Raw genomic sequence first — 19,692 nt, forward strand, 5'->3', positions numbered from 1 at the left:
AATGTTGCCTCCATTGGGTTAACTGACGAGTATCCGCACGGCCGCTGAACGAGAGTTACCCGTCGTCAACAACTGAGTGCGAAACAAACGTTGCATTTTCGCCACAATGCGTTGCATAGATGCAACGCTATTGGGTAACATGGTTAACATGAGCACGGCGAATCTGACGACGGACATGAACGGCGAGAAACAATCATCGCAAGGCGGCGAGGGGCGCAGGCTTCTGGCGCTGCCGGGTATCATCACTGTTGTTTCAGCGCTGATTACGGCATCGATATCCTTCGCCATTCTGATTGGTATTACCCCGATCACGCCTGACCGGACGGTAACGCTGGCCTTGGTCATCATCAATGTTGCGTTGATTCTGTTCCTCATTCTTCTGATTTGCCGCGAAGTCTATCGCATCGTCATGGCTCGCCGGCTTGGAAAGGCCGCTTCGCGCTTGCATGTCCGCATCGTCGCGCTGTTTTCGCTGATCGCGGCGGTTCCTGCCATCGTGGTGGCCATCGTTGCTTCCGTAACGCTCAATCTGGGTCTTGATCGCTGGTTTGATACCAATACCCGCGACATTGTCAGTTCATCGCAGAGCCTGACCACCGCCTATATCCGCGAAACCGCGCTCAACCTGCAAAGCACGTCCTATTCGATGCTGCAGGATCTCGATGCGCAGCGCACCATCTACAGTCTTGATCGTGGCGGCTTCGTTCAGTTGATGACGTTGCAGACGCGCGGTCGCGGTCTGCTCGGTGCGTTTCTGGTGCGCGAAAATGGCGAAGTGGTTGTCAAAAGCGATACCGGCGTCGAGGATCGTCTGCCGCCGCCGACTGAAGATGCACTGAAGACGGCACCGGACGGCAAGCCCGTCATCATCCCTCCGGGGAACAGTAATTTTGTCGGCGCAATCATCAAGATGCGCGAGATACCTGACGTCTATCTTTATACGGTTCGCGCCGTGGATTCGCAGATTCTCGACGCCATGCGCCTGATGGAAGCCAATACCAAGCGCTATCAGGAGATGGATGCGAACCGCATTCCGACACAGATTGCATTTGCGCTGCTCTATTTCGGCCTGACGCTGATCGTGCTGCTTTCGGCAATCTGGACAGGCATTGCCGTTGCCGACAGGCTGGTGCGTCCGATCCGGCTTTTGATCGGCGCGTCGGATGACGTGGCAGCCGGTAATCTCGATATCTCGGTTCCGGTGCGGGCTTCGGATGGCGACGTTGGTGCATTGTCCGGCACTTTCAACAACATGGTCGCGGAACTTAAGAGCCAGCGTAACGAGCTGCTTTCTGCCAAGGACCAGATTGACGAACGCCGTCGCTTCTCCGAGGCCGTGCTTTCCGGTGTTACGGCGGGCGTCATCGGTATCGAAACGGATGGCTGTATTTCAATTCTGAACCGTTCGGCAGAGCATATGTTCGGCGTGACGTCGGATGATGCCGTCGGAAAGAACCTTACCAGCATTGCACCGGAGGTCGGGCAGGCTTTCGAGGTCGCCCGTTCGACAGGGCGTGCGGTACATCGCGAGCAGGTCAGCATGACCCGCGGCGGCGTAGCGCGTACCTTCAATGTGCAGGTGACGGTCGAAGATACAGAATCCGAAGATCACTCCTATGTGGTGACTGTGGATGACATCACTGATCTGGTGCAGGCACAGCGTTCCTCGGCCTGGGCGGATGTCGCTCGCCGCATTGCACACGAGATCAAGAACCCGCTTACGCCGATCCAGCTTTCCGCCGAACGCATTCGCCGCCGTTACGGCAAGGTGATTACCGAGGATCGCGAGGTTTTCGACCAGTGCACGGATACGATCATTCGCCAGGTGGGCGATATCGGGCGCATGGTCGATGAATTCTCCGCCTTTGCCCGTATGCCGAAGCCGGAAATGCGGCTGATGGATATGCGCGAGGCATTGCGCGAAGCGTCGTTCCTGATCGAGGTCAGCCGCAGCGATATTCGCTTCCAGAACGATTTCGGCCCGGACAAGCTGGTTGGTTCCTTTGACAGCCGCCTGATCGGGCAGGCGTTTGGCAATGTCATCAAGAATGCCAGCGAAGCCATTGACGGGCTTCCGAAGGAAGACCGTGAAGAAGGGCACATCCTGATCCGTTCCTATCAGACGGATGGGCAACTGGTTGTCGATGTCATCGACAATGGCAAGGGCCTGCCAGGCGACGACCGCCAGAAGCTGCTCGAACCCTATATGACGACGCGCGAGAAGGGCACCGGCCTTGGTCTCGCGATTGTCCGCAAGATCGTCGAGGATCATGGCGGACATCTGGAATTGCATGACGCGCCTTCGGATTTCCACGGAGGCCGGGGCGCGATGATACGCATGGTCTTCCCGCAAGCGCCTGCCAGCGAGGCTGGCGTGAGCGCGGGACCTGCCGGCGAAGCTGGCACCAATGCGGGAAATAATGAAAAGAACATAGCTGGACAGGTGATTTGATATGGCTGCCGATATTCTTGTAGTTGATGACGAAACGGATATCCGGGAACTTGTTGCAGGCATTCTGAGCGATGAAGGCCATGAAACCCGCACGGCTTTCGACGCGGACAGCGCGCTCGCGGCGATCAATGATCGCGTTCCCCGACTGGTTTTTCTGGATATCTGGCTGCAGGGCAGCCGGTTGGACGGTCTGGCATTGCTTGATGAAATCAAGAAACAGCACCCGGAACTGCCTGTGGTGATGATTTCCGGTCATGGCAATATTGAAACGGCGGTCTCGGCGATTCGACGCGGAGCCTACGATTTCATCGAAAAGCCGTTCAAGGCCGACCGACTGATCCTCGTCGCGGAACGGGCGCTCGAAACTTCGAAGCTGAAACGCGAGGTTTCCAACCTTCGCAAGCGCAGCGGTGATCATCTGGAATTGATCGGTGCGTCTCTGGCGATGAACCAGTTGCGCCAGACCATCGAACGTGTGGCGCCGACCAACAGCCGCATCATGATTACCGGTCCGTCAGGTGCAGGCAAGGAGCTTGCCGCTCGCGCCATTCATGCGCAATCGAGCCGCGCCAGCGGACCGTTTGTGACGGTCAATGCCGCGACTATCACGCCGGAACGCATGGAGATCGAACTCTTCGGCACAGAGATGGACGGCGGAGAGCGCAAGGTGGGCGCTCTGGAAGAAGCCCATGGCGGTATTCTTTATCTCGATGAAGTCGCGGATATGCCGCGCGAGACGCAGAATAAGATACTGCGTGTGCTTGTCGACCAGCAGTTCGAGCGCGTTGGCGGCACCAAGCGCGTGAAGGTGGATGTGCGCATCATCTCCTCGACAGCACAGAACCTCGAAGGCATGATTGCGGAAGGCACGTTCCGCGAAGACCTGTTTCACCGTCTGTCGGTGGTTCCGGTGCAGGTGCCGCCGCTGGCGGCCCGGCGCGAGGATATTCCGTCCCTGGTCGATTACTTCATGAAGCAGATTGCCGAACAGGCAGGCATCAAGCCGCGCAAGATCGGCCCGGATGCCATGGCGGTTTTGCAGGCACATAGCTGGCCGGGCAACCTTCGCCAGCTTCGCAACAATGTCGAACGCCTGATGATTCTGGCACGCGGCGATGATCCCGAAGCGCCGGTAACGGCCGATCTTTTGCCGGCTGAAATCGGCGACACACTGCCGCGCGCACCAACGGAATCCGACCAGCACATCATGGCACTCCCGCTGCGCGAGGCGCGCGAGCGTTTCGAAAAGGAATATCTGATCGCCCAGATCAACCGGTTCGGCGGCAATATTTCCCGCACGGCGGAGTTCGTTGGCATGGAGCGCTCGGCGTTGCATCGCAAACTAAAGTCTCTGGGCGTATAAGTACTTAGAGCTGTCCAGCTAATGCGGAGACGCTGGAGCCGCTCTAAATATTAGTTTTGTCTCGGTCGGAGTAGCTATGCGGGTAATCGTTTGCGGAGCAGGGCAGGTCGGATACGGCATCGCCGAGCGGCTTGCCGCCGAGGAAAACGACGTCTCTGTCATTGACACATCTGCACGCCATATCGAGATCGTGCGCGACACGCTGGATGTGCGTGGATTTGTCGGACACGGCTCGCAGCCCGATGTGCTCGCGGCGGCTGGCGCCGACGAAGCAGACATGATCATTGCCGTCACCTTGTCCGACGAAGTCAATATGGTGGCCTGTCAGGTCGCCCATTCGGTCTTCAATGTGCCGACCAAGATCGCCCGCATCCGCGCCCAATCCTATCTCAAGGCCGAATATCAGGATCTGTTTCTGCGCGAAAACCTGCCGATTGACGTGATTATCTCGCCAGAACTGGAAGTGGGTGAGGTGGTCCTGCGACGTATCGCCTTGCAGGGCGCAACAGACGTGCTGCGCTTTGCCGACGACAAGATCATCGGCCTCGCTATCGAATGTCTGGAGGAATGCCCGGTCATCAATACGCCGCTGAAACAGCTTACCGATCTGTTTCCCGACCTTGCCGCAACCGTCGTCGGTGTGGTGCGCAATGACAGCCTCTTCATCCCGCGTTCCTCCGACGAATTGAATGCTGGCGATCTCGCTTATGTCGTGACGACACGCGAGCAGGTCCGGCGCACATTGGGTCTTTTCGGGCACGAGAAACCGGAAGCCAGCCGCATCGTAATCGCAGGCGGCGGCAATATCGGTCTTTATGTGGCCAAGGCCATCGAGGACCGAAAGTGGAACACGCGCGTCAAGATGATCGAAAGCGAGCACGAGCGTGCCTTCGCAATTGCCGATCAGCTCAAGCGCACCATGGTCCTGCACGGCAGTGCGCTGGATCAGAACTTGCTGCAGGAAGCCGATATTCAGGACGCGGACCTGATGGTCGCGCTCACCAATCAGGATCAGGTCAATATCCTGTCGAGCATCATGGCCAAGCGCCTGGGCTGCAAGTCCAACATGGCCCTGCTCAATACGGTCGCCTATCAGGATTTCACCCACATGGTGGGGATCGACGCCTACATCAATCCGAAGGCGGTCACGATCTCGAAAATCCTGCAGCATGTGCGCCGGGGCCGCATCCGGGCGGTCTACAGTGTCTACCGCGATATGGCCGAACTGATTGAGGCCGAGGCATTGGAAACATCCTCGCTCGTTGGCGCACCATTACGCGATCTCGACTTGCCGGAAGGCTTGCGAATCGGAGCTATCTATCGTGACGGACAGGTAATCCGTCCAAATGGCGATGTGCGGATCAAGCCGAAGGACCGCGTCGTCATTTTCGCAACATCCGACGCCGTAAAGCATGTGGAACAGATGTTCCGCGTCAGTCTGGAGTTCTTCTGATCACGGTTTTGTGTTAGCTTCTGTCCGGGTAAGGACTTAGGGGCTGACATGGATATCTGTACGTTCTGGTACGGGTCGCGTTTGCGCGATGTTGATTGTATTTGTCTGGCGTCTATGGTGATGACGGGGCAACGGGTAAAGCTCTTCGCTTACGCCCCGATCGAGAACGTACCGCCGGGCGTTGAACTGCATGACGCCAGCAGCATCTTGCCTGAAGCGACCTTCAAGCGGCTTGATCCAGCCTATCCGAATTTCCGTTCCAGACGAACTATCGTTCAATTCAGCGATATTTTCCGCATCATGCTGATGAAATATCAGCAGGGTGTCTGGCTGGATACGGATGTCTATCTTCTGAAGCAGTTTCATCCCGATCCGAACAAACCGTATCTCGCCCGGGAGAATCGCTTCCGTGTCGGCGTGTCTGCGCTTTATCTTCCGCACGATCATCCGATTATTCGCGAATTTGAGGCCTACGTAGCGGCGACCTATCCGCTACCGAGCTGGCTGGGCATACGTCGAGGCAAACTGCGCCCACTTTACTATCGTCTTATCGGCAAGGAAGTGACGCCCGCCTCGATTGGCATCACGGTATTCGGCAATGACGGCATTTCGCGTTTGGCCCGCAAATACGGGATTTTCAAGAATGCAGCCCCCCAGGAAAACTTCTATTACTGGGTCGGCAAGGATGCCACGCGCATCTATAATCCGGCCTATGGTCTCGAGCCGATCAACCATCCGGATTTTATAGGCTTTCATATACATAAGAAGCACAAGGAAGTCGTTTCGCTCCAGCCTGGAAGTTTTTACATATGGGCGATGGATCGGGTGCGACCACTGCTTGAATCGCAACCAAATGAAGAGCTTGTCGAGGCCAACTGAGATAGCGGAACCAACTTGCCTTTCGGAATTTGCCGGGCGGCTAATGAAATTGACGGTTGCGCAAAGATTCCCATCCTGTTAACCGAAGCTAAATAGCGAAGCAGTTGTCTTTCCACAGCAATTGCAGTCGGGCCCCGGTTTTGCACGCTCCGGTGCTTGATTTATGTGCATGCGCGTGTTCGTTTAACACATCGCGAGCTGGCTGCTGATCGATTAAAGGAATAAAAACAATGGCTGAACGATCGCAAAATCTACAAGACCTTTTTCTGAATTCTGTACGTAAGCAGAAAATTTCCCTGACGATTTTTCTTATCAATGGCGTGAAACTGACCGGCATTGTAACGTCGTTTGATAATTTCTGCGTGCTTCTGCGCCGTGACGGTCATTCGCAGCTTGTCTACAAGCATGCGATTTCGACGATCATGCCAAGTCAGCCTGTGCAGATGTTCGAAGGCGAAGAAGCCTGACGCTTTCCGAATTCCACTGGGGCGCGATGGCTTAGGTCGTTTCGCTCCAGTTTATTGTTTCTGCTGATGATAACCGGACACGCTCTGCCTGTCCGGTTCGTCATGTTTAGACAATCCGGGGCGTCTTTCATTTGAAACAGCTTTAGCGGCGACTTATCTGCAATGTCAGATAGTGCATTAACCTGATCTCTTCAGCCCAAATGCATCCACGACAGTTTCCGCGTCCCGGAGTGAATATATTTGTCCAAGTTCAAGGATAAGAAGCCGACATCTGCCGAAGCAGACAAGGCCTTCGAGCTTTCAGAACCTGAGCCCACAAGGGCAGCCGTCATCGTTCCCGTCCTGCCGGAGCGATATAATACGGGCACGTCGGCGGAAGATGGGGCTCGTCCCGAATTTCAGCGCTCGAACGAGGCGCGTCTGGAAGAAGCCGTCGGGCTTGCCCGGGCAATCAATCTCGACATCGAACACGCTGAAATTGCGATTGTCGCCAATCCGCGACCTGCGACCTTGCTGGGTGCGGGAAAGGTGGAGTCCATCGCCGAAACCATCAAGGAAAAGGCCATTGGGCTGGTCATCGTCGATCACGCATTGACACCAGTGCAGCAGCGCAATCTGGAAAAGGAATGGAACGTCAAGGTCATCGACCGGACCGGTCTCATTCTCGAAATTTTCGGTGAACGCGCGCGCACCAAGGAAGGCGCCTTGCAGGTCGAACTGGCGCATCTGAATTATCAGAAAGGCCGTCTGGTCAGAAGCTGGACCCACCTTGAGCGTCAGCGCGGTGGTGGTGGCTTCCTCGGTGGTCCTGGTGAAACCCAGATTGAAGCCGACCGCCGCTTGCTGCAGGACAAGATTCTGAAGATCAAGCGCGAGCTTGAAACGGTGGTGCGAACCCGCACGCTGCATCGTCAGAAGCGGCGCAAAGTACCGCATCCGATTGTAGCGCTTGTCGGCTATACAAACGCCGGAAAGTCTACGCTTTTCAACCGCATGACGGGTGCGGAAGTGCTGGCCGAAGACATGCTCTTCGCCACGCTTGATCCGACATTGCGCCGCATCCGCCTTCCGCATGGCGAAACGGTTATCCTGTCGGATACGGTCGGTTTCATCTCGAACCTGCCGCACCATCTCGTCGCTGCATTCCGCGCCACGCTCGAAGAAGTGGTGGAGGCCGATCTGATCCTGCATGTCCGCGATATTTCCGATCCGGACAATGCCGCGCAGGCGGAAGATGTTGAAAGCATTCTTGCCGGGCTGGGCATCGAGCCGCAGGACCGCAAGCGTGTCGTCGAAATCTGGAACAAGATCGACAATCTCGACGAAAGCGGACGTGAAGCTGCCATGCGCCTTGCAGCCGCCGGTAGCGAGGAGGGACGTCCAATCCCTCTTTCAGCCATCACCGGTGAAGGCGTTGACAGATTGCTTTCGCTCATCGAAACACGGATAGCGGGTTCGCTCGGCCCTGTTGACGTCTTGCTGTCTCCTTTCGAGCTGCATCTTCTCGACTGGATTTACCAGCATGGCAGCAGCGTCGAACGCGAGGATCTGGAAGACGGTTCCGTTCGCATCAAGGCGCGGTTGACCGAAGTTGCGCGCAAAACGCTGGACGAGAAGCGCGGCATTCGCCCCGAAAAGCCGGATTCGGATTGGGAGTGAGGCCGCTAATGTGGTGGATTTGAAGTTCCTGTCATTTGCGTGGCATCCGTGTTCAGGAACTTCAAATTCGTAAACCACACTAGATTCAATATGTTACTAGTGTGGCTTTGAATCCGAAATTTGTACACAACCTTGCTCCCGAGTGAGACCAATTTCGGATTCGCCACACTGGTGCTGCGCCACTTGCGGAACAGGGGCGCAACGCCCTATGTATGGAACACTCACGATTCAGAACTATTCACTTCGCCATAAATATATCCAGAGGCCCATAATGAGAGATCCGATCGAAACCGTCATGAACCTCGTCCCGATGGTGGTTGAGCAGACCAACCGTGGCGAACGGGCCTATGATATTTTCTCGCGCCTTCTCAAGGAGCGCATCATCTTCGTGAACGGACCGGTAGAAGACGGAATGTCTATGCTGGTTTGCGCACAGCTTCTCTTTCTCGAGGCAGAAAACCCGAAGAAAGAGATCAACATGTACATCAATTCGCCTGGCGGCGTCGTAACCTCCGGCATGGCGATCTATGACACGATGCAGTTCATCCGTCCGCCGGTTTCCACGCTTTGCATGGGGCAGGCCGCATCGATGGGATCGCTGCTCCTGACCGCCGGTGCGACAGGCCAGCGTTATGCGCTGCCGAATGCCCGGATCATGGTTCACCAGCCATCGGGCGGTTTCCAGGGACAGGCGTCGGATATCGAACGTCATGCGCAGGACATCATCAAGATGAAGCGCCGCCTGAACGAGATCTACGTCAAGCACACGGGCCGCGATTACGAGACGATCGAACGCACGCTCGACCGCGACCATTTCATGACCGCGCAGGAAGCGCTCGAATTCGGCCTTATCGACAAGGTGGTTGAATCGCGCGACGTGGGCGCGGACGAATCGAAGTAAGAGCCGGAATCTCCGGCTCGCACCTGTTTTTAGCGCCCCTTGCCACAAAAGGGGCCCAATTCTTGCAACTACGTGATGGTTAACGCGCCGCGTTAAGCATCTGTTGGGGTTCGGGGCGCTAAACTTGGTCAGATTATGCCGAATCTTTGCCGGGAACTTATTTTTCATTTGTTCGGCGGTGCAGCTTCTGCAAAAGTCGCCAAATGGCTCCTTCGGTCGGGGAGCCATACGGTGACAGGAATCCTGAGACTACAGGCCCTAGACGACGGGTAGCGCGTATCTGCTGCTGTCGTGACCGGCGGGAGGCGCGTTTCTCCTCCAGCACTGGGTCCGAACCGGAAGAAACGATCGATTTGAACGCCCAAGGTTCATTTCGGTCAATTGAAAGGAAACTGCGATGAGCAAAGTCAGCAACAGCGGCGGCGATTCCAAGAATACGCTTTATTGCTCGTTCTGCGGCAAAAGCCAGCATGAAGTGCGCAAGCTGATTGCAGGCCCGACCGTTTTCATCTGCGACGAGTGCGTCGAACTCTGCATGGACATCATCCGCGAGGAAAACAAATCCTCGATGGTGAAGTCGCGCGAGGGCGTGCCTACGCCGCAGGAAATCATGGCCGTTCTTGACGATTACGTCATTGGCCAGAAGGATGCCAAGCGCGTTCTGTCGGTTGCGGTACACAATCACTACAAGCGTCTCGCCCATCAGTCCAAGAGCAGCGATATCGAGCTTGCGAAGTCGAACATTCTTCTCGTCGGCCCGACGGGTTGCGGCAAGACCTATCTTGCCCAGACGCTCGCACGCATCATCGATGTGCCATTCACCATGGCCGATGCGACGACACTGACGGAAGCAGGCTATGTCGGTGAAGATGTCGAGAACATCATCCTGAAGCTGCTTCAGGCCGCCGACTACAACGTGGAACGCGCACAGCGCGGCATCGTCTATATCGACGAAGTCGACAAGATCAGCCGCAAGTCGGATAACCCGTCCATCACGCGCGACGTGTCGGGCGAGGGCGTCCAGCAGGCGCTTCTGAAGATCATGGAAGGCACCGTCGCTTCCGTGCCGCCACAGGGTGGCCGCAAGCATCCGCAGCAGGAGTTCCTGCAGGTGGACACGACGAACATCCTCTTCATCTGCGGCGGCGCTTTTGCCGGTCTCGACAAGATCATCTCCGCACGTGGCGAGAAGACGTCCATCGGCTTCGGCGCCACCGTTCGTTCGGTTGATGAGCGCCGTATCGGTGATGTCTTCAAGGAACTGGAGCCCGAAGATCTTCTGAAATTCGGCCTCATTCCGGAATTCGTCGGTCGTCTGCCGGTGATCGCGACGCTCGAAGACCTCGATGTCGATGCTCTGGTGCAGATCCTGACCGAGCCGAAGAATGCGCTCGTGAAGCAGTATCAGCGCCTGTTCGACATGGAAAGCGTCGAGCTCAGCTTCCACGACGACGCCCTGCGGGCGATTGCCAACAAGGCAGTCGAGCGCAAGACGGGTGCACGCGGTCTGCGCTCGATCATGGAAAAGATCCTGCTCGACACGATGTTCGAGCTGCCGACGCTGGAAGGCGTGCAGGAAGTGGTCATTTCCGGCGATGTGGTGGATGGCAGTGCCCGTCCGCTCTATATCTACGCCGAGCGCCAAGACGAAAAGGGTAATGTTTCTGCTTAAAGCATTTCCTGCAAAAGTGCGTAGCGGTTTTGCGTAGGATAATGCGCAAGACAGCGTTTAGAGCGGTGACAATTAATCCATAAAAAGGCCGCGTTAGCGGCCTTTTTCATGTGCAGACTTGCGTCGGGCCGATCCTGTCACTATTGCAGGCGCAGCAATCGGGGTACAGCCTAAGCTAGATATTGTACTTGGTGACGGTACAGCGCAGGATAGATGACGATTCTATGAAAGCCATCCCGCTACAGGCTATTGAATTGCCGGGTTCGGCTCTCCAAGTATGGACCGAAGCACATTCGTGACCTGCCTCATGATGAAAGGGGGCGCGGAGGTGGCAGTCAGGTTGAAAGACCTGAGAAAGGACTGAGTTATGACGGGTACTGAACAGAAGACCCCATTGGGTGGTTCTGAAGCGGGCGGTTCGGACGGGCTCTATGCCGTTTTGCCGTTGCGTGACATCGTCGTTTTCCCGCATATGATCGTTCCGCTTTTTGTCGGCCGCGAAAAGTCCATTCGCGCGCTGGAGGAAGTGATGGGCGTGGATAAGCAGATTCTGCTTGCCACCCAGAAAAACGCTGCCGATGACGATCCGGCACCGGACGCGATTTATGAAATCGGCACGATTGCCAACGTATTGCAGCTCCTGAAGCTGCCGGACGGCACCGTCAAGGTGCTGGTCGAAGGTACGGCGCGCGCCAAGGTTTCCAAGTTTACCGACCGCGAAGATTATCACGAGGCCTATGCTGCGGCTTTGCCGGAGCCTGAAGAAGATGCCGTCGAGATCGAGGCGCTTGCCCGCTCGGTGGTTTCCGACTTCGAAAACTACGTCAAGCTGAACAAGAAGATTTCGCCGGAAGTGGTTGGCGCCGCCAGCCAGATCGACGACTATTCCAAGCTTGCCGATACGGTTGCCTCGCATCTCGCGATCAAGATTCCCGAGAAGCAGGAAATGCTGTCGATCCTCTCGGTGCGCGAGCGCCTTGAGAAGGCACTTTCCTTCATGGAAGCCGAAATTTCGGTTCTCCAGGTTGAGAAGCGTATCCGCAGCCGCGTCAAGCGCCAGATGGAGAAGACGCAGCGCGAATACTATCTCAACGAGCAGATGAAGGCGATCCAGAAGGAGCTTGGCGATGGCGAGGACGGTCGCGATGAAGCGGCTGAACTAGAAGAGCGCATCAACAAGACCAAGCTCTCCAAGGAAGCCCGCGAAAAGGCCCAGGCTGAGCTGAAAAAGCTGCGCAGCATGAGCCCGATGTCTGCCGAAGCAACGGTCGTCCGCAACTATCTCGACTGGCTGCTGTCCATTCCGTGGGGCAAAAAGTCGAAGATCAAGCAGGACCTAAACTTTGCCGAAGGCGTACTCGGTGATGATCACTTTGGTCTCGAAAAGGTCAAGGAGCGCATTGTCGAGTATCTCGCGGTGCAGGCTCGCTCGACCAAGATCAAGGGTCCGATCCTCTGCCTCGTCGGACCTCCCGGCGTCGGCAAGACTTCGCTTGCCCGTTCGATTGCCAAGGCTACCGGCCGTGAATATGTCCGTATGTCGCTCGGCGGCGTGCGTGACGAGGCTGAAATCCGCGGTCACCGCCGCACCTATATCGGTTCGATGCCCGGCAAGGTCATCCAGTCGATGAAGAAGGCGAAGAAGTCCAACCCGCTCTTCCTGCTCGATGAAATCGACAAGATGGGCCAGGATTTCCGAGGCGATCCGTCATCGGCCATGCTTGAGGTGTTGGATCCGGAACAGAACTCGACCTTCATGGATCACTACCTTGAGGTGGAATATGATCTGTCGAACGTCATGTTCGTGACGACGGCAAATACGCTGAACATCCCCGGTCCATTGCTGGATCGTATGGAAGTCATCCGTATTGCCGGCTACACCGAGGATGAAAAGCTTGAGATCGCCAAGCGACACCTGCTGCCGAAGGCAATCAAGGACCACGCCCTGCAGCCGAAGGAGTTTTCGGTCACGGACGATGCGCTGCGCAATGTTATCCGCCTTTACACGCGGGAAGCAGGTGTGCGTAACCTCGAACGCGAACTGATGACTCTGGCACGTAAGGCCGTGACCGAAATCCTGAAGTCGAAGAAGAAGTCTGTGAAAGTCACCGACAAGAACCTCTCCGACTATCTGGGTGTCGAGCGTTTCCGCTTCGGTCAAATCGATGGCGAAGATCAGGTTGGCGTTGTGACAGGCCTTGCCTGGACGGAAGTTGGCGGCGAATTGCTGACCATCGAAGGTGTCATGATGCCCGGCAAGGGCCGCATGACCGTCACGGGTAACCTCCGTGACGTGATGAAGGAATCGATCTCCGCAGCGGCTTCCTATGTCCGCTCCCGTGCCATCGATTTCGGCATCGAGCCTCCGCTGTTCGACAAGCGCGACATCCATGTGCACGTACCGGAAGGTGCAACACCGAAGGACGGTCCGTCCGCCGGTATCGCCATGGTCACGGCGATCGTATCCGTGCTGACCGGTATTCCGGTTCGCAAGGACATCGCAATGACAGGCGAAGTCACCCTGCGCGGTCGTGTCCTGCCAATCGGCGGCTTGAAGGAAAAGCTCCTCGCGGCTCTGCGCGGCGGCATCAAGAAGGTTCTGATCCCGGAAGAAAACGCCAAGGATCTGGCGGATATTCCGGACAATGTGAAGAACAATCTTGAGATCGTTCCGGTGTCTCGCGTGGGTGAAGTCCTCAGGCACGCCCTTGTTCGCGAGCCTGAGCCGATTGAATGGACTGAGCCGGCAACCCCGGCGACCGTGCCTTCGGTTGAGGAAGAAGCAGGGGTTTCGACCGCCCATTAAGGCATTTCCGGCAAACATGCGAAGCAGTTTGCTTACGGGTAATGCCCTGAAATGAGCTTCCGGCAGGCGATTCTGATTCAGTCGGATTGCCCCGCTGAAAGGTGTCTATCAGGACCAACAATCGAAATGCCGGGCAAATTGCCCGGCATTTCTGTGTTTAACCCCGGTTTTCCGGGGTTTTTTCACGTTGACAGGCTTGGTTTGTGAACCGATTTGAATAAACTCCGACCAATCCGGTCACGTTATCCGTTCCGGTAGATAAAGAAAGGAAATGCCAATGAACAAGAACGAATTGGTTGCCGCAGTTGCGGAAAAGGGCGGTTTGACGAAGGCTGATGCCGGTACTGCTGTTGACGCCGTACTCGCCGCTGTTACCGGCGCCCTGAAGGCTGGTGAAGAAGTCCGTCTGCCTGGCTTCGGCGTTTTCTCCGTTTCGCATCGCGCTGCCTCGACCGGCCGTAACCCATCGACCGGCAAGGAAGTTGCTATTCCGGCTCGCAACGTGCCGAAGTTCTCGGCTGGCAAGGGCCTGAAGGACGCCGTAAACGGCTAATCATGATCTGGAGAGTGAAAGCTCTTCGAACGGATCGTGACATTAAATTTCCAGCCATCGCGGCATGATCGCGAATGGCTGTCGAGAAGGCCCGGTTCAGCCGGGCTTTTTTCGTTGATGCGTGAAAAACGTCACGCCTAGTTGAGGACCGAAAATCTGCTAGCATCAGTACGGGTATGCTTATCACGAAGCAAGATGATCTACTTGCTCAAAATTTGAACCCTTCTGGTGCGCCTATGCAGATTGATAAAGACGATGAAGCCGCATTGTACGAAGCGTTTCAGCGAGAGAATGACGGAGGCTTAATAACTCCGGCAATAGGTGATGTACCGAGCCTTGAGTTTTCAAACGACGATGCGGTGCATGACTGCCGAATATGGGAAGGTTATCTCGATGCGAGCATTTTGCTCTTGGAAAAAGCCACGCAGGATTGGCCTCGTTCCAATAACCTTGTTTTTCCCGGTTTGTTTAATCTTCGTCATGCGATGGAAGTCGCTCTGAAGTGGCTTATTAAGTATGCAGGAGGAACCGTTCCCAAGCGTGCTGGACACAATCTTAGTGTCTTGATTGACGCATTTCGGGATACCGCCGTAAATTTAGATGAAGAAAGAACATATATATCAGAATGTTTTCTAGAGCGTATCTCTGAAATCGCGGCTCTTGACCCCCGTTCGGTGACTTTCCGTTATTCTCAGGAACATGATGGAACTTCCATAAGAATAGCTTCCGCGCCTTGGAATATACGTTCTCTTTATTTTGCTGTTTCGGACTTCGGTGTGATCTTGGACAATCTATCAAGCCGCATTGAACAGAGCTGGCTGGAGCATGATCAACCGGACGGTCCATGATCTTGAATGTACTCGACATAATTCAAACTGAAAAAGCCGGACACTAGGTCCGGCTTACTTCCAATACTTCCCATAATCAATCTACTGCCTATTCAGCAGCCTCTGAACTACGCTTGGGGCGACGTTCCAGCAGTTCCTTCAGGAAGTGGCCGGTGTAGGAGCGTTTCTCCTGCACGATGTCTTCCGGACGGCCCACGGCGACAATCTCGCCGCCGCCATCGCCACCTTCCGGTCCAAGGTCGATCACCCAGTCTGCAGTCTTGATGACTTCGAGATTATGCTCGATCACTACGACCGTGTTGCCCTGTTCGACCAGCTCGTGCAGCACTTCCAAAAGTTTTGCCACGTCGTGGAAGTGCAGGCCGGTTGTCGGTTCGTCCAGAATATAAAGCGTACGGCCCGTTGCGCGGCGCGACAGTTCCTTGGCAAGCTTTACGCGCTGCGCCTCACCGCCCGAAAGCGTCGTCGCCTGCTGGCCAACCTTGATATAGCCGAGGCCGACCTTGACGAGCGTTTCAAGCTTGTCGCGCACCGCAGGCACGGCGGAGAAGAACTCCGCGCCTTCCTCGACCGTCATGTCCAGCACATCGGCGATAGACTTGCCCTTGAACAGGACTTCCAGTGTTTCGCGGTTGTAGCGCTTGCCGTGACAGACGTCGCAAGTCACATAGACATCCGGCAGGAAGTGCATCTCAATCTTGATGACGCCATCGCCCTGGCAAGCCTCGCAGCGCCCGCCCTTCACGTTGAACGAGAAGCGGCCCGGCTGATAGCCGCGCGCCTTGGCTTCCGGCAGGCCCGCGAACCAGTCGCGGATCGGCGTGAAGGCGCCGGTATAGGTTGCCGGATTGGAGCGCGGGGTGCGGCCAATCGGCGACTGATCGATATCGATCACCTTGTCGAGGAATTCCAGCCCCTCGATGCGGTCATGCTCTGCCGGATGCTCACGCGAACCCATGATGCGGCGCGAGGCGGCCTTAAACAGGGTTTCGATCAGGAAGGTGGATTTGCCACCGCCTGAAACGCCAGTGACGGCGGTGAAGGTTCCAAGCGGAATATCCGCCGAGACATTTTTCAGGTTATTGCCGCGCGCGCCCACCACGCGAATGCGCTTGGACTTGGAAATCTTGCGGCGTTCCGCCGGGACGGCAACTTCCATTGCACCCGACAGATATTTGCCGGTCAGCGAGTTCGCATTGGACATTACGTCCTGCGGCGACCCTTGAGCGATGATCTTGCCGCCATGGACGCCAGCCGCCGGACCGATATCGACCACATAATCTGCGGTCAGGATCGCGTCTTCGTCATGTTCGACCACGATGACCGTATTGCCGAGATCGCGCAGATGGCGCAGCGTGTCGAGAAGACGCGCATTGTCCCGCTGATGCAGGCCAATGGACGGTTCGTCCAGCACGTAAAGCACCCCGGTCAGGCCGGAGCCGATCTGCGAGGCAAGACGGATACGCTGGCTTTCACCGCCCGACAGCGTGCCGGAATTGCGTGCCAGCGTCAGATAGTCGAGGCCGACATCATTGAGGAACTGCAGCCGCTCGCGGATTTCCTTGAGGATGCGGGCGGCAATCTCGCGCTGCTTGTCGTTAAAGCTGCTGTCAATGTCGCGGAACCAGGCGTCGGCCTTGCGGATCGACATTTCCGTGATCTCGCCAACATGCTTCATGCCAACCTTGACCGCCAGCGCTTCCGGCTTCAGGCGGTAGCCGTTACAGGACGGGCAGGGCGTCGAGGCCATGAAGCGCTCGATATCTTCACGCGACCAGGCGGAGTCGGTCTCCTTCCAGCGGCGCTCCAGATTGGGGATCACGCCTTCAAAAGGCTTCGTTGTCTGGTAGGAGCGCAGGCCGTCATCATACTGGAAGGTGATTTCCTTGCCCTTGGTGCCATAAAGAATGGCCTGCTGTGCTTCTTCCGAAAGATCGGCCCAGCGTGCGCCGATCTTGAAGCCATAGGCTTTGCCCAGCGCTTCCAGCGTCTGATTGTAGTAGGGCGACGAGGACCGCGCCCACGGAGCAATCGCGCCGTCCTTCAAAACCGCCGTTTCGTCGGGAACGATCAGGTTCGGATCGATGGCCTGCTGCGTGCCGAGACCATCGCAGGTCGGGCAGGCGCCGAACGGGTTGTTGAACGAGAACAGGCGCGGTTCGATTTCAGGAATTGTGAAACCGGAAACCGGGCAGGCAAACTTTTCCGAAAACAGAATGCGCTCATGCGTTTCGTTGGCGGACTTGTTGGCAGCACCGCCTTCAGCCGTTTCTTCCGGCGGCAGAGGCATGTCGGCAAACTCGGCAACGGCCAGACCTTCGGCAAGCTTGAGGCAGGTTTCAAGACTGTCGGCGAGGCGGGTCGACAGGTCAGGGCGCACCACGACACGGTCCACCACGACATCGATGTCGTGCTTGTACTTCTTGTCGAGCGCCGGAACGTCGGCGATTTCATAGAAGGTGCCGTCCACCTTGACGCGCTGAAAGCCCTTCTTCTGAAGTTCCGCCAGCTCCTTCTTGTACTCGCCCTTGCGGCCGCGAACGATGGGCGCGAGGATATAAAGGCGCGTGCCTTCTTCCAGCGCCATGACGCGATCAACCATCTGGCTGACCGTCTGGCTTTCGATGGGAAGGCCGGTCGCTGGCGAATAGGGCACGCCTACGCGCGCAAAGAGCAGGCGCATATAGTCGTAAATTTCGGTGACAGTGCCAACCGTCGAGCGCGGATTGCGGCTCGTCGTCTTTTGTTCGATAGAGATGGCGGGCGACAGGCCGTCGATCTGGTCGACATCCGGCTTCTGCATCATTTCCAGAAACTGGCGCGCATAGGCCGAAAGGCTTTCGACATAGCGGCGCTGGCCTTCCGCATAGATCGTGTCAAAGGCAAGCGAGGATTTGCCCGAGCCGGAAAGCCCCGTCATCACGATCAGCTTGTCACGAGGCAGATCGAGATCGACATTTTTCAGATTGTGTTCGCGCGCGCCACGTATGGAAATGAATTTCTGATCGCTCATTCCGCGTCCTGCCTGCTCATGATGCCATGGATAAACTGGCGCCGAATGATGAAACACGTCGCGCCGGTGTCTAATATGGGGTGAAACCCTCCAATAAGAAGGGGGCTCCGGTCATTCATCGGTGCACTCTTATCATTAGAACAAATATCGAACAACCAGCCTTCTGATAGGCGATACGAAATGTGAACGCAAGAGCGTTGACTGTCACTCCTGACAGGAGCAGACTATCCTTACTCGCTGATAGCGGAGAGGTGCCGCGGTGGGATGACACGGCATCGGCAAGAGGTCCGCAGGAGGCGGGGAGACCCTGTAGGGAGGTAAAGGAGCATGAGTCCACCTGACTACGTTGCCTAGCTTTCACGGAGATGAAAGCACAATCCGTTTCGGTCGCGGCAGCATCTTTTCGCAAGGAATGATGCCTCGTTGATCGAAAGTGTGATTGCCGACAATTTGAATTTGCGCGGAATGCAAATGGCCGTGCGCCTTTGTGATCCGAAAAGACCTGCCGACGAATTAATGTCGACACATGAGCATTGCTCAATCCCCTAAGCCCTGCGCGCCAAAGATACAGTGAGCGGCAGGGCTTTTCCTTGGAAGCTGATCCGGTTTGCAAGGCGCAAGCAGCCATTGCTTCATGAAGGCGACCGGCAAGGCTGTTTTGAAATTATGGCAGATGCAGTTTTCGGCTCTGAAATGAGGAAAACTGCATTTTCAGCACAGGAAATGGTGCAAAAAGCCACTGGAATTTGTGGCGAGCGCAAGGCTTTTTGATGTCGGAAGGTTGCATTTTGAACAAAACAAGAACATAAACTCTGTGGACATCAACAAATTCACCGACCCGGATTGAGCACGTTTTGAGCCAGTCCTGTAAGGTGAACATATGAGTTTCTGGTGATGGCGCATCGTTGCGCCTGATCTTTCGTTTGGAACGTGCCTCTTGTCCGTGCGAAGCCGTGCGGAAAGAGCGTGCATGCAAGACCCGGAGTAATTTTTCGATGGCTGGTAGCGTCAACAAAGTCATTCTGGTCGGCAATCTTGGTGCCGATCCGGAAATTCGTCGTCTGAATTCGGGCGATGTGGTTGCCAATCTGCGCATTGCAACGTCGGAAAGCTGGCGCGACCGCCAGAGCGGCGAACGCAAGGACCGCACCGAATGGCACAGCGTTGTCATTTTCAATGAAAACCTTGCCAAGGTCGCCGAGCAATATCTGAAAAAGGGCGCCAAGGTTTATATCGAAGGCGCACTCCAGACCCGCAAGTGGCAGGATCAGAACGGCAATGACCGTTACTCGACGGAAGTCGTGCTGCAGAAGTTCCGTGGCGAACTGCAGATGCTCGACAGCCGTGGCGAAGGCGGCGGTGAAGGCCGTTCGTTCGGCGGCGGTGGCGGCAACCGTAACCAGATGTCTGACTATTCCGGTGGCGGCGGTGATTTCGGCTCGTCTGGCCCGTCTTCAGGTGGTGGCGGCGGCGGCGGTTTCTCGCGCGATCTGGACGATGAAATTCCGTTCTGAGAACGGATGTAATCCAGTTTATAAGTTAAATGCGATAAGGCGCTGTTTTACAGCGCCTTTTCTATTGGATCATACTTCCGATTCTCTAGGAAACATGCTGTCTGATCGCGAG

Annotated in this window: 14 protein-coding genes and 1 pseudogene; 14 read left to right on the forward strand and 1 reads right to left on the reverse strand. The window is 56.2% G+C overall.

The features are described from left to right. Positions 1-106: 106 nt before the first annotated feature. From F9K91_RS07325 to F9K91_RS07380, 12 genes and pseudogenes are all read left to right on the forward strand, one after another. A complete protein-coding gene (locus F9K91_RS07325; protein ID WP_151554977.1) occupies positions 107-2,452 on the forward strand; it encodes a sensor histidine kinase NtrY-like in 2,346 nt (781 codons plus the stop codon). A 1-nt stretch (position 2,453) separates the two neighbouring features. Further along, positions 2,454-3,815 carry a nitrogen assimilation response regulator NtrX gene (ntrX, locus tag F9K91_RS07330; protein ID WP_151554976.1) on the forward strand — a complete coding sequence of 454 codons (1,362 nt, stop codon included), beginning with the start codon at positions 2,454-2,456 and terminating at the stop codon, positions 3,813-3,815. 76 nt (positions 3,816-3,891) lie between these two features. Beyond that, complete coding sequence (trkA, locus tag F9K91_RS07335) at positions 3,892-5,268, forward strand: Trk system potassium transporter TrkA (RefSeq protein ID WP_061346345.1); 1,377 nt, start codon at positions 3,892-3,894, stop codon at positions 5,266-5,268. A 48-nt stretch (positions 5,269-5,316) separates the two neighbouring features. Further along, entirely contained in the window at positions 5,317-6,147 is an 831-nt protein-coding gene (locus F9K91_RS07340; RefSeq protein WP_151554974.1) for a glycosyltransferase family 32 protein, read from the forward strand. A gap of 15 nt (positions 6,148-6,162) precedes the next feature. Next, positions 6,163-6,372, forward strand: a pseudogene (locus F9K91_RS07345) (hypothetical protein). Between the two features lie 5 nt (positions 6,373-6,377). Continuing rightward, positions 6,378-6,614 (forward strand): RNA chaperone Hfq, encoded by a 237-nt coding sequence (gene hfq / locus F9K91_RS07350; protein ID WP_002964239.1) that lies wholly within the window; start codon positions 6,378-6,380, stop codon positions 6,612-6,614. Positions 6,615-6,854: 240 nt separating this feature from the next. Continuing rightward, on the forward strand, positions 6,855-8,273 hold the full coding sequence (gene hflX / locus F9K91_RS07355) for a GTPase HflX (RefSeq protein ID WP_151677522.1): 1,419 nt from the start codon (positions 6,855-6,857) through the stop codon (positions 8,271-8,273). A 271-nt stretch (positions 8,274-8,544) separates the two neighbouring features. Continuing rightward, entirely contained in the window at positions 8,545-9,174 is a 630-nt protein-coding gene (gene clpP / locus F9K91_RS07360) for an ATP-dependent Clp endopeptidase proteolytic subunit ClpP (RefSeq protein WP_010660144.1), read from the forward strand. Between the two features lie 397 nt (positions 9,175-9,571). Next, positions 9,572-10,846: an ATP-dependent Clp protease ATP-binding subunit ClpX gene (gene clpX, locus F9K91_RS07365; protein WP_061346342.1), complete on the forward strand. Its 1,275-nt coding sequence runs from the start codon at positions 9,572-9,574 to the stop codon at positions 10,844-10,846. Between the two features lie 367 nt (positions 10,847-11,213). Then, a complete protein-coding gene (gene lon, locus F9K91_RS07370) occupies positions 11,214-13,652 on the forward strand; it encodes an endopeptidase La (RefSeq protein WP_061346341.1) in 2,439 nt (812 codons plus the stop codon). Positions 13,653-13,929: 277 nt separating this feature from the next. Beyond that, the gene (locus F9K91_RS07375; protein WP_006470422.1) at positions 13,930-14,205 is read left to right on the forward strand and encodes an HU family DNA-binding protein; all 276 of its coding nucleotides are present in this window, start codon (positions 13,930-13,932) and stop codon (positions 14,203-14,205) included. Positions 14,206-14,381: 176 nt separating this feature from the next. After that, positions 14,382-15,053, forward strand: a complete 672-nt coding sequence (locus F9K91_RS07380; protein ID WP_151677523.1) for a hypothetical protein — start codon at positions 14,382-14,384, stop codon at positions 15,051-15,053. Between the two features lie 88 nt (positions 15,054-15,141). Here the strand turns inward: F9K91_RS07380 and uvrA are convergent, their stop codons facing one another. Then, positions 15,142-18,066, reverse strand: a complete 2,925-nt coding sequence (gene uvrA, locus F9K91_RS07385; protein ID WP_151677524.1) for an excinuclease ABC subunit UvrA — start codon at positions 18,064-18,066, stop codon at positions 15,142-15,144. A gap of 627 nt (positions 18,067-18,693) precedes the next feature. Between uvrA and F9K91_RS25935 the strand changes: the two genes are divergently transcribed. Continuing rightward, complete coding sequence (locus tag F9K91_RS25935; protein WP_167522186.1) at positions 18,694-18,837, forward strand: hypothetical protein; 144 nt, start codon at positions 18,694-18,696, stop codon at positions 18,835-18,837. Positions 18,838-19,061: 224 nt separating this feature from the next. Continuing rightward, positions 19,062-19,580 (forward strand): single-stranded DNA-binding protein, encoded by a 519-nt coding sequence (gene ssb, locus F9K91_RS07395; protein ID WP_151677526.1) that lies wholly within the window; start codon positions 19,062-19,064, stop codon positions 19,578-19,580. The last annotated feature ends 112 nt before the right edge of the window (positions 19,581-19,692 follow it).

This window comes from Brucella tritici (assembly GCF_008932295.1).
Lineage (GTDB): Bacteria > Pseudomonadota > Alphaproteobacteria > Rhizobiales > Rhizobiaceae > Brucella > Brucella tritici.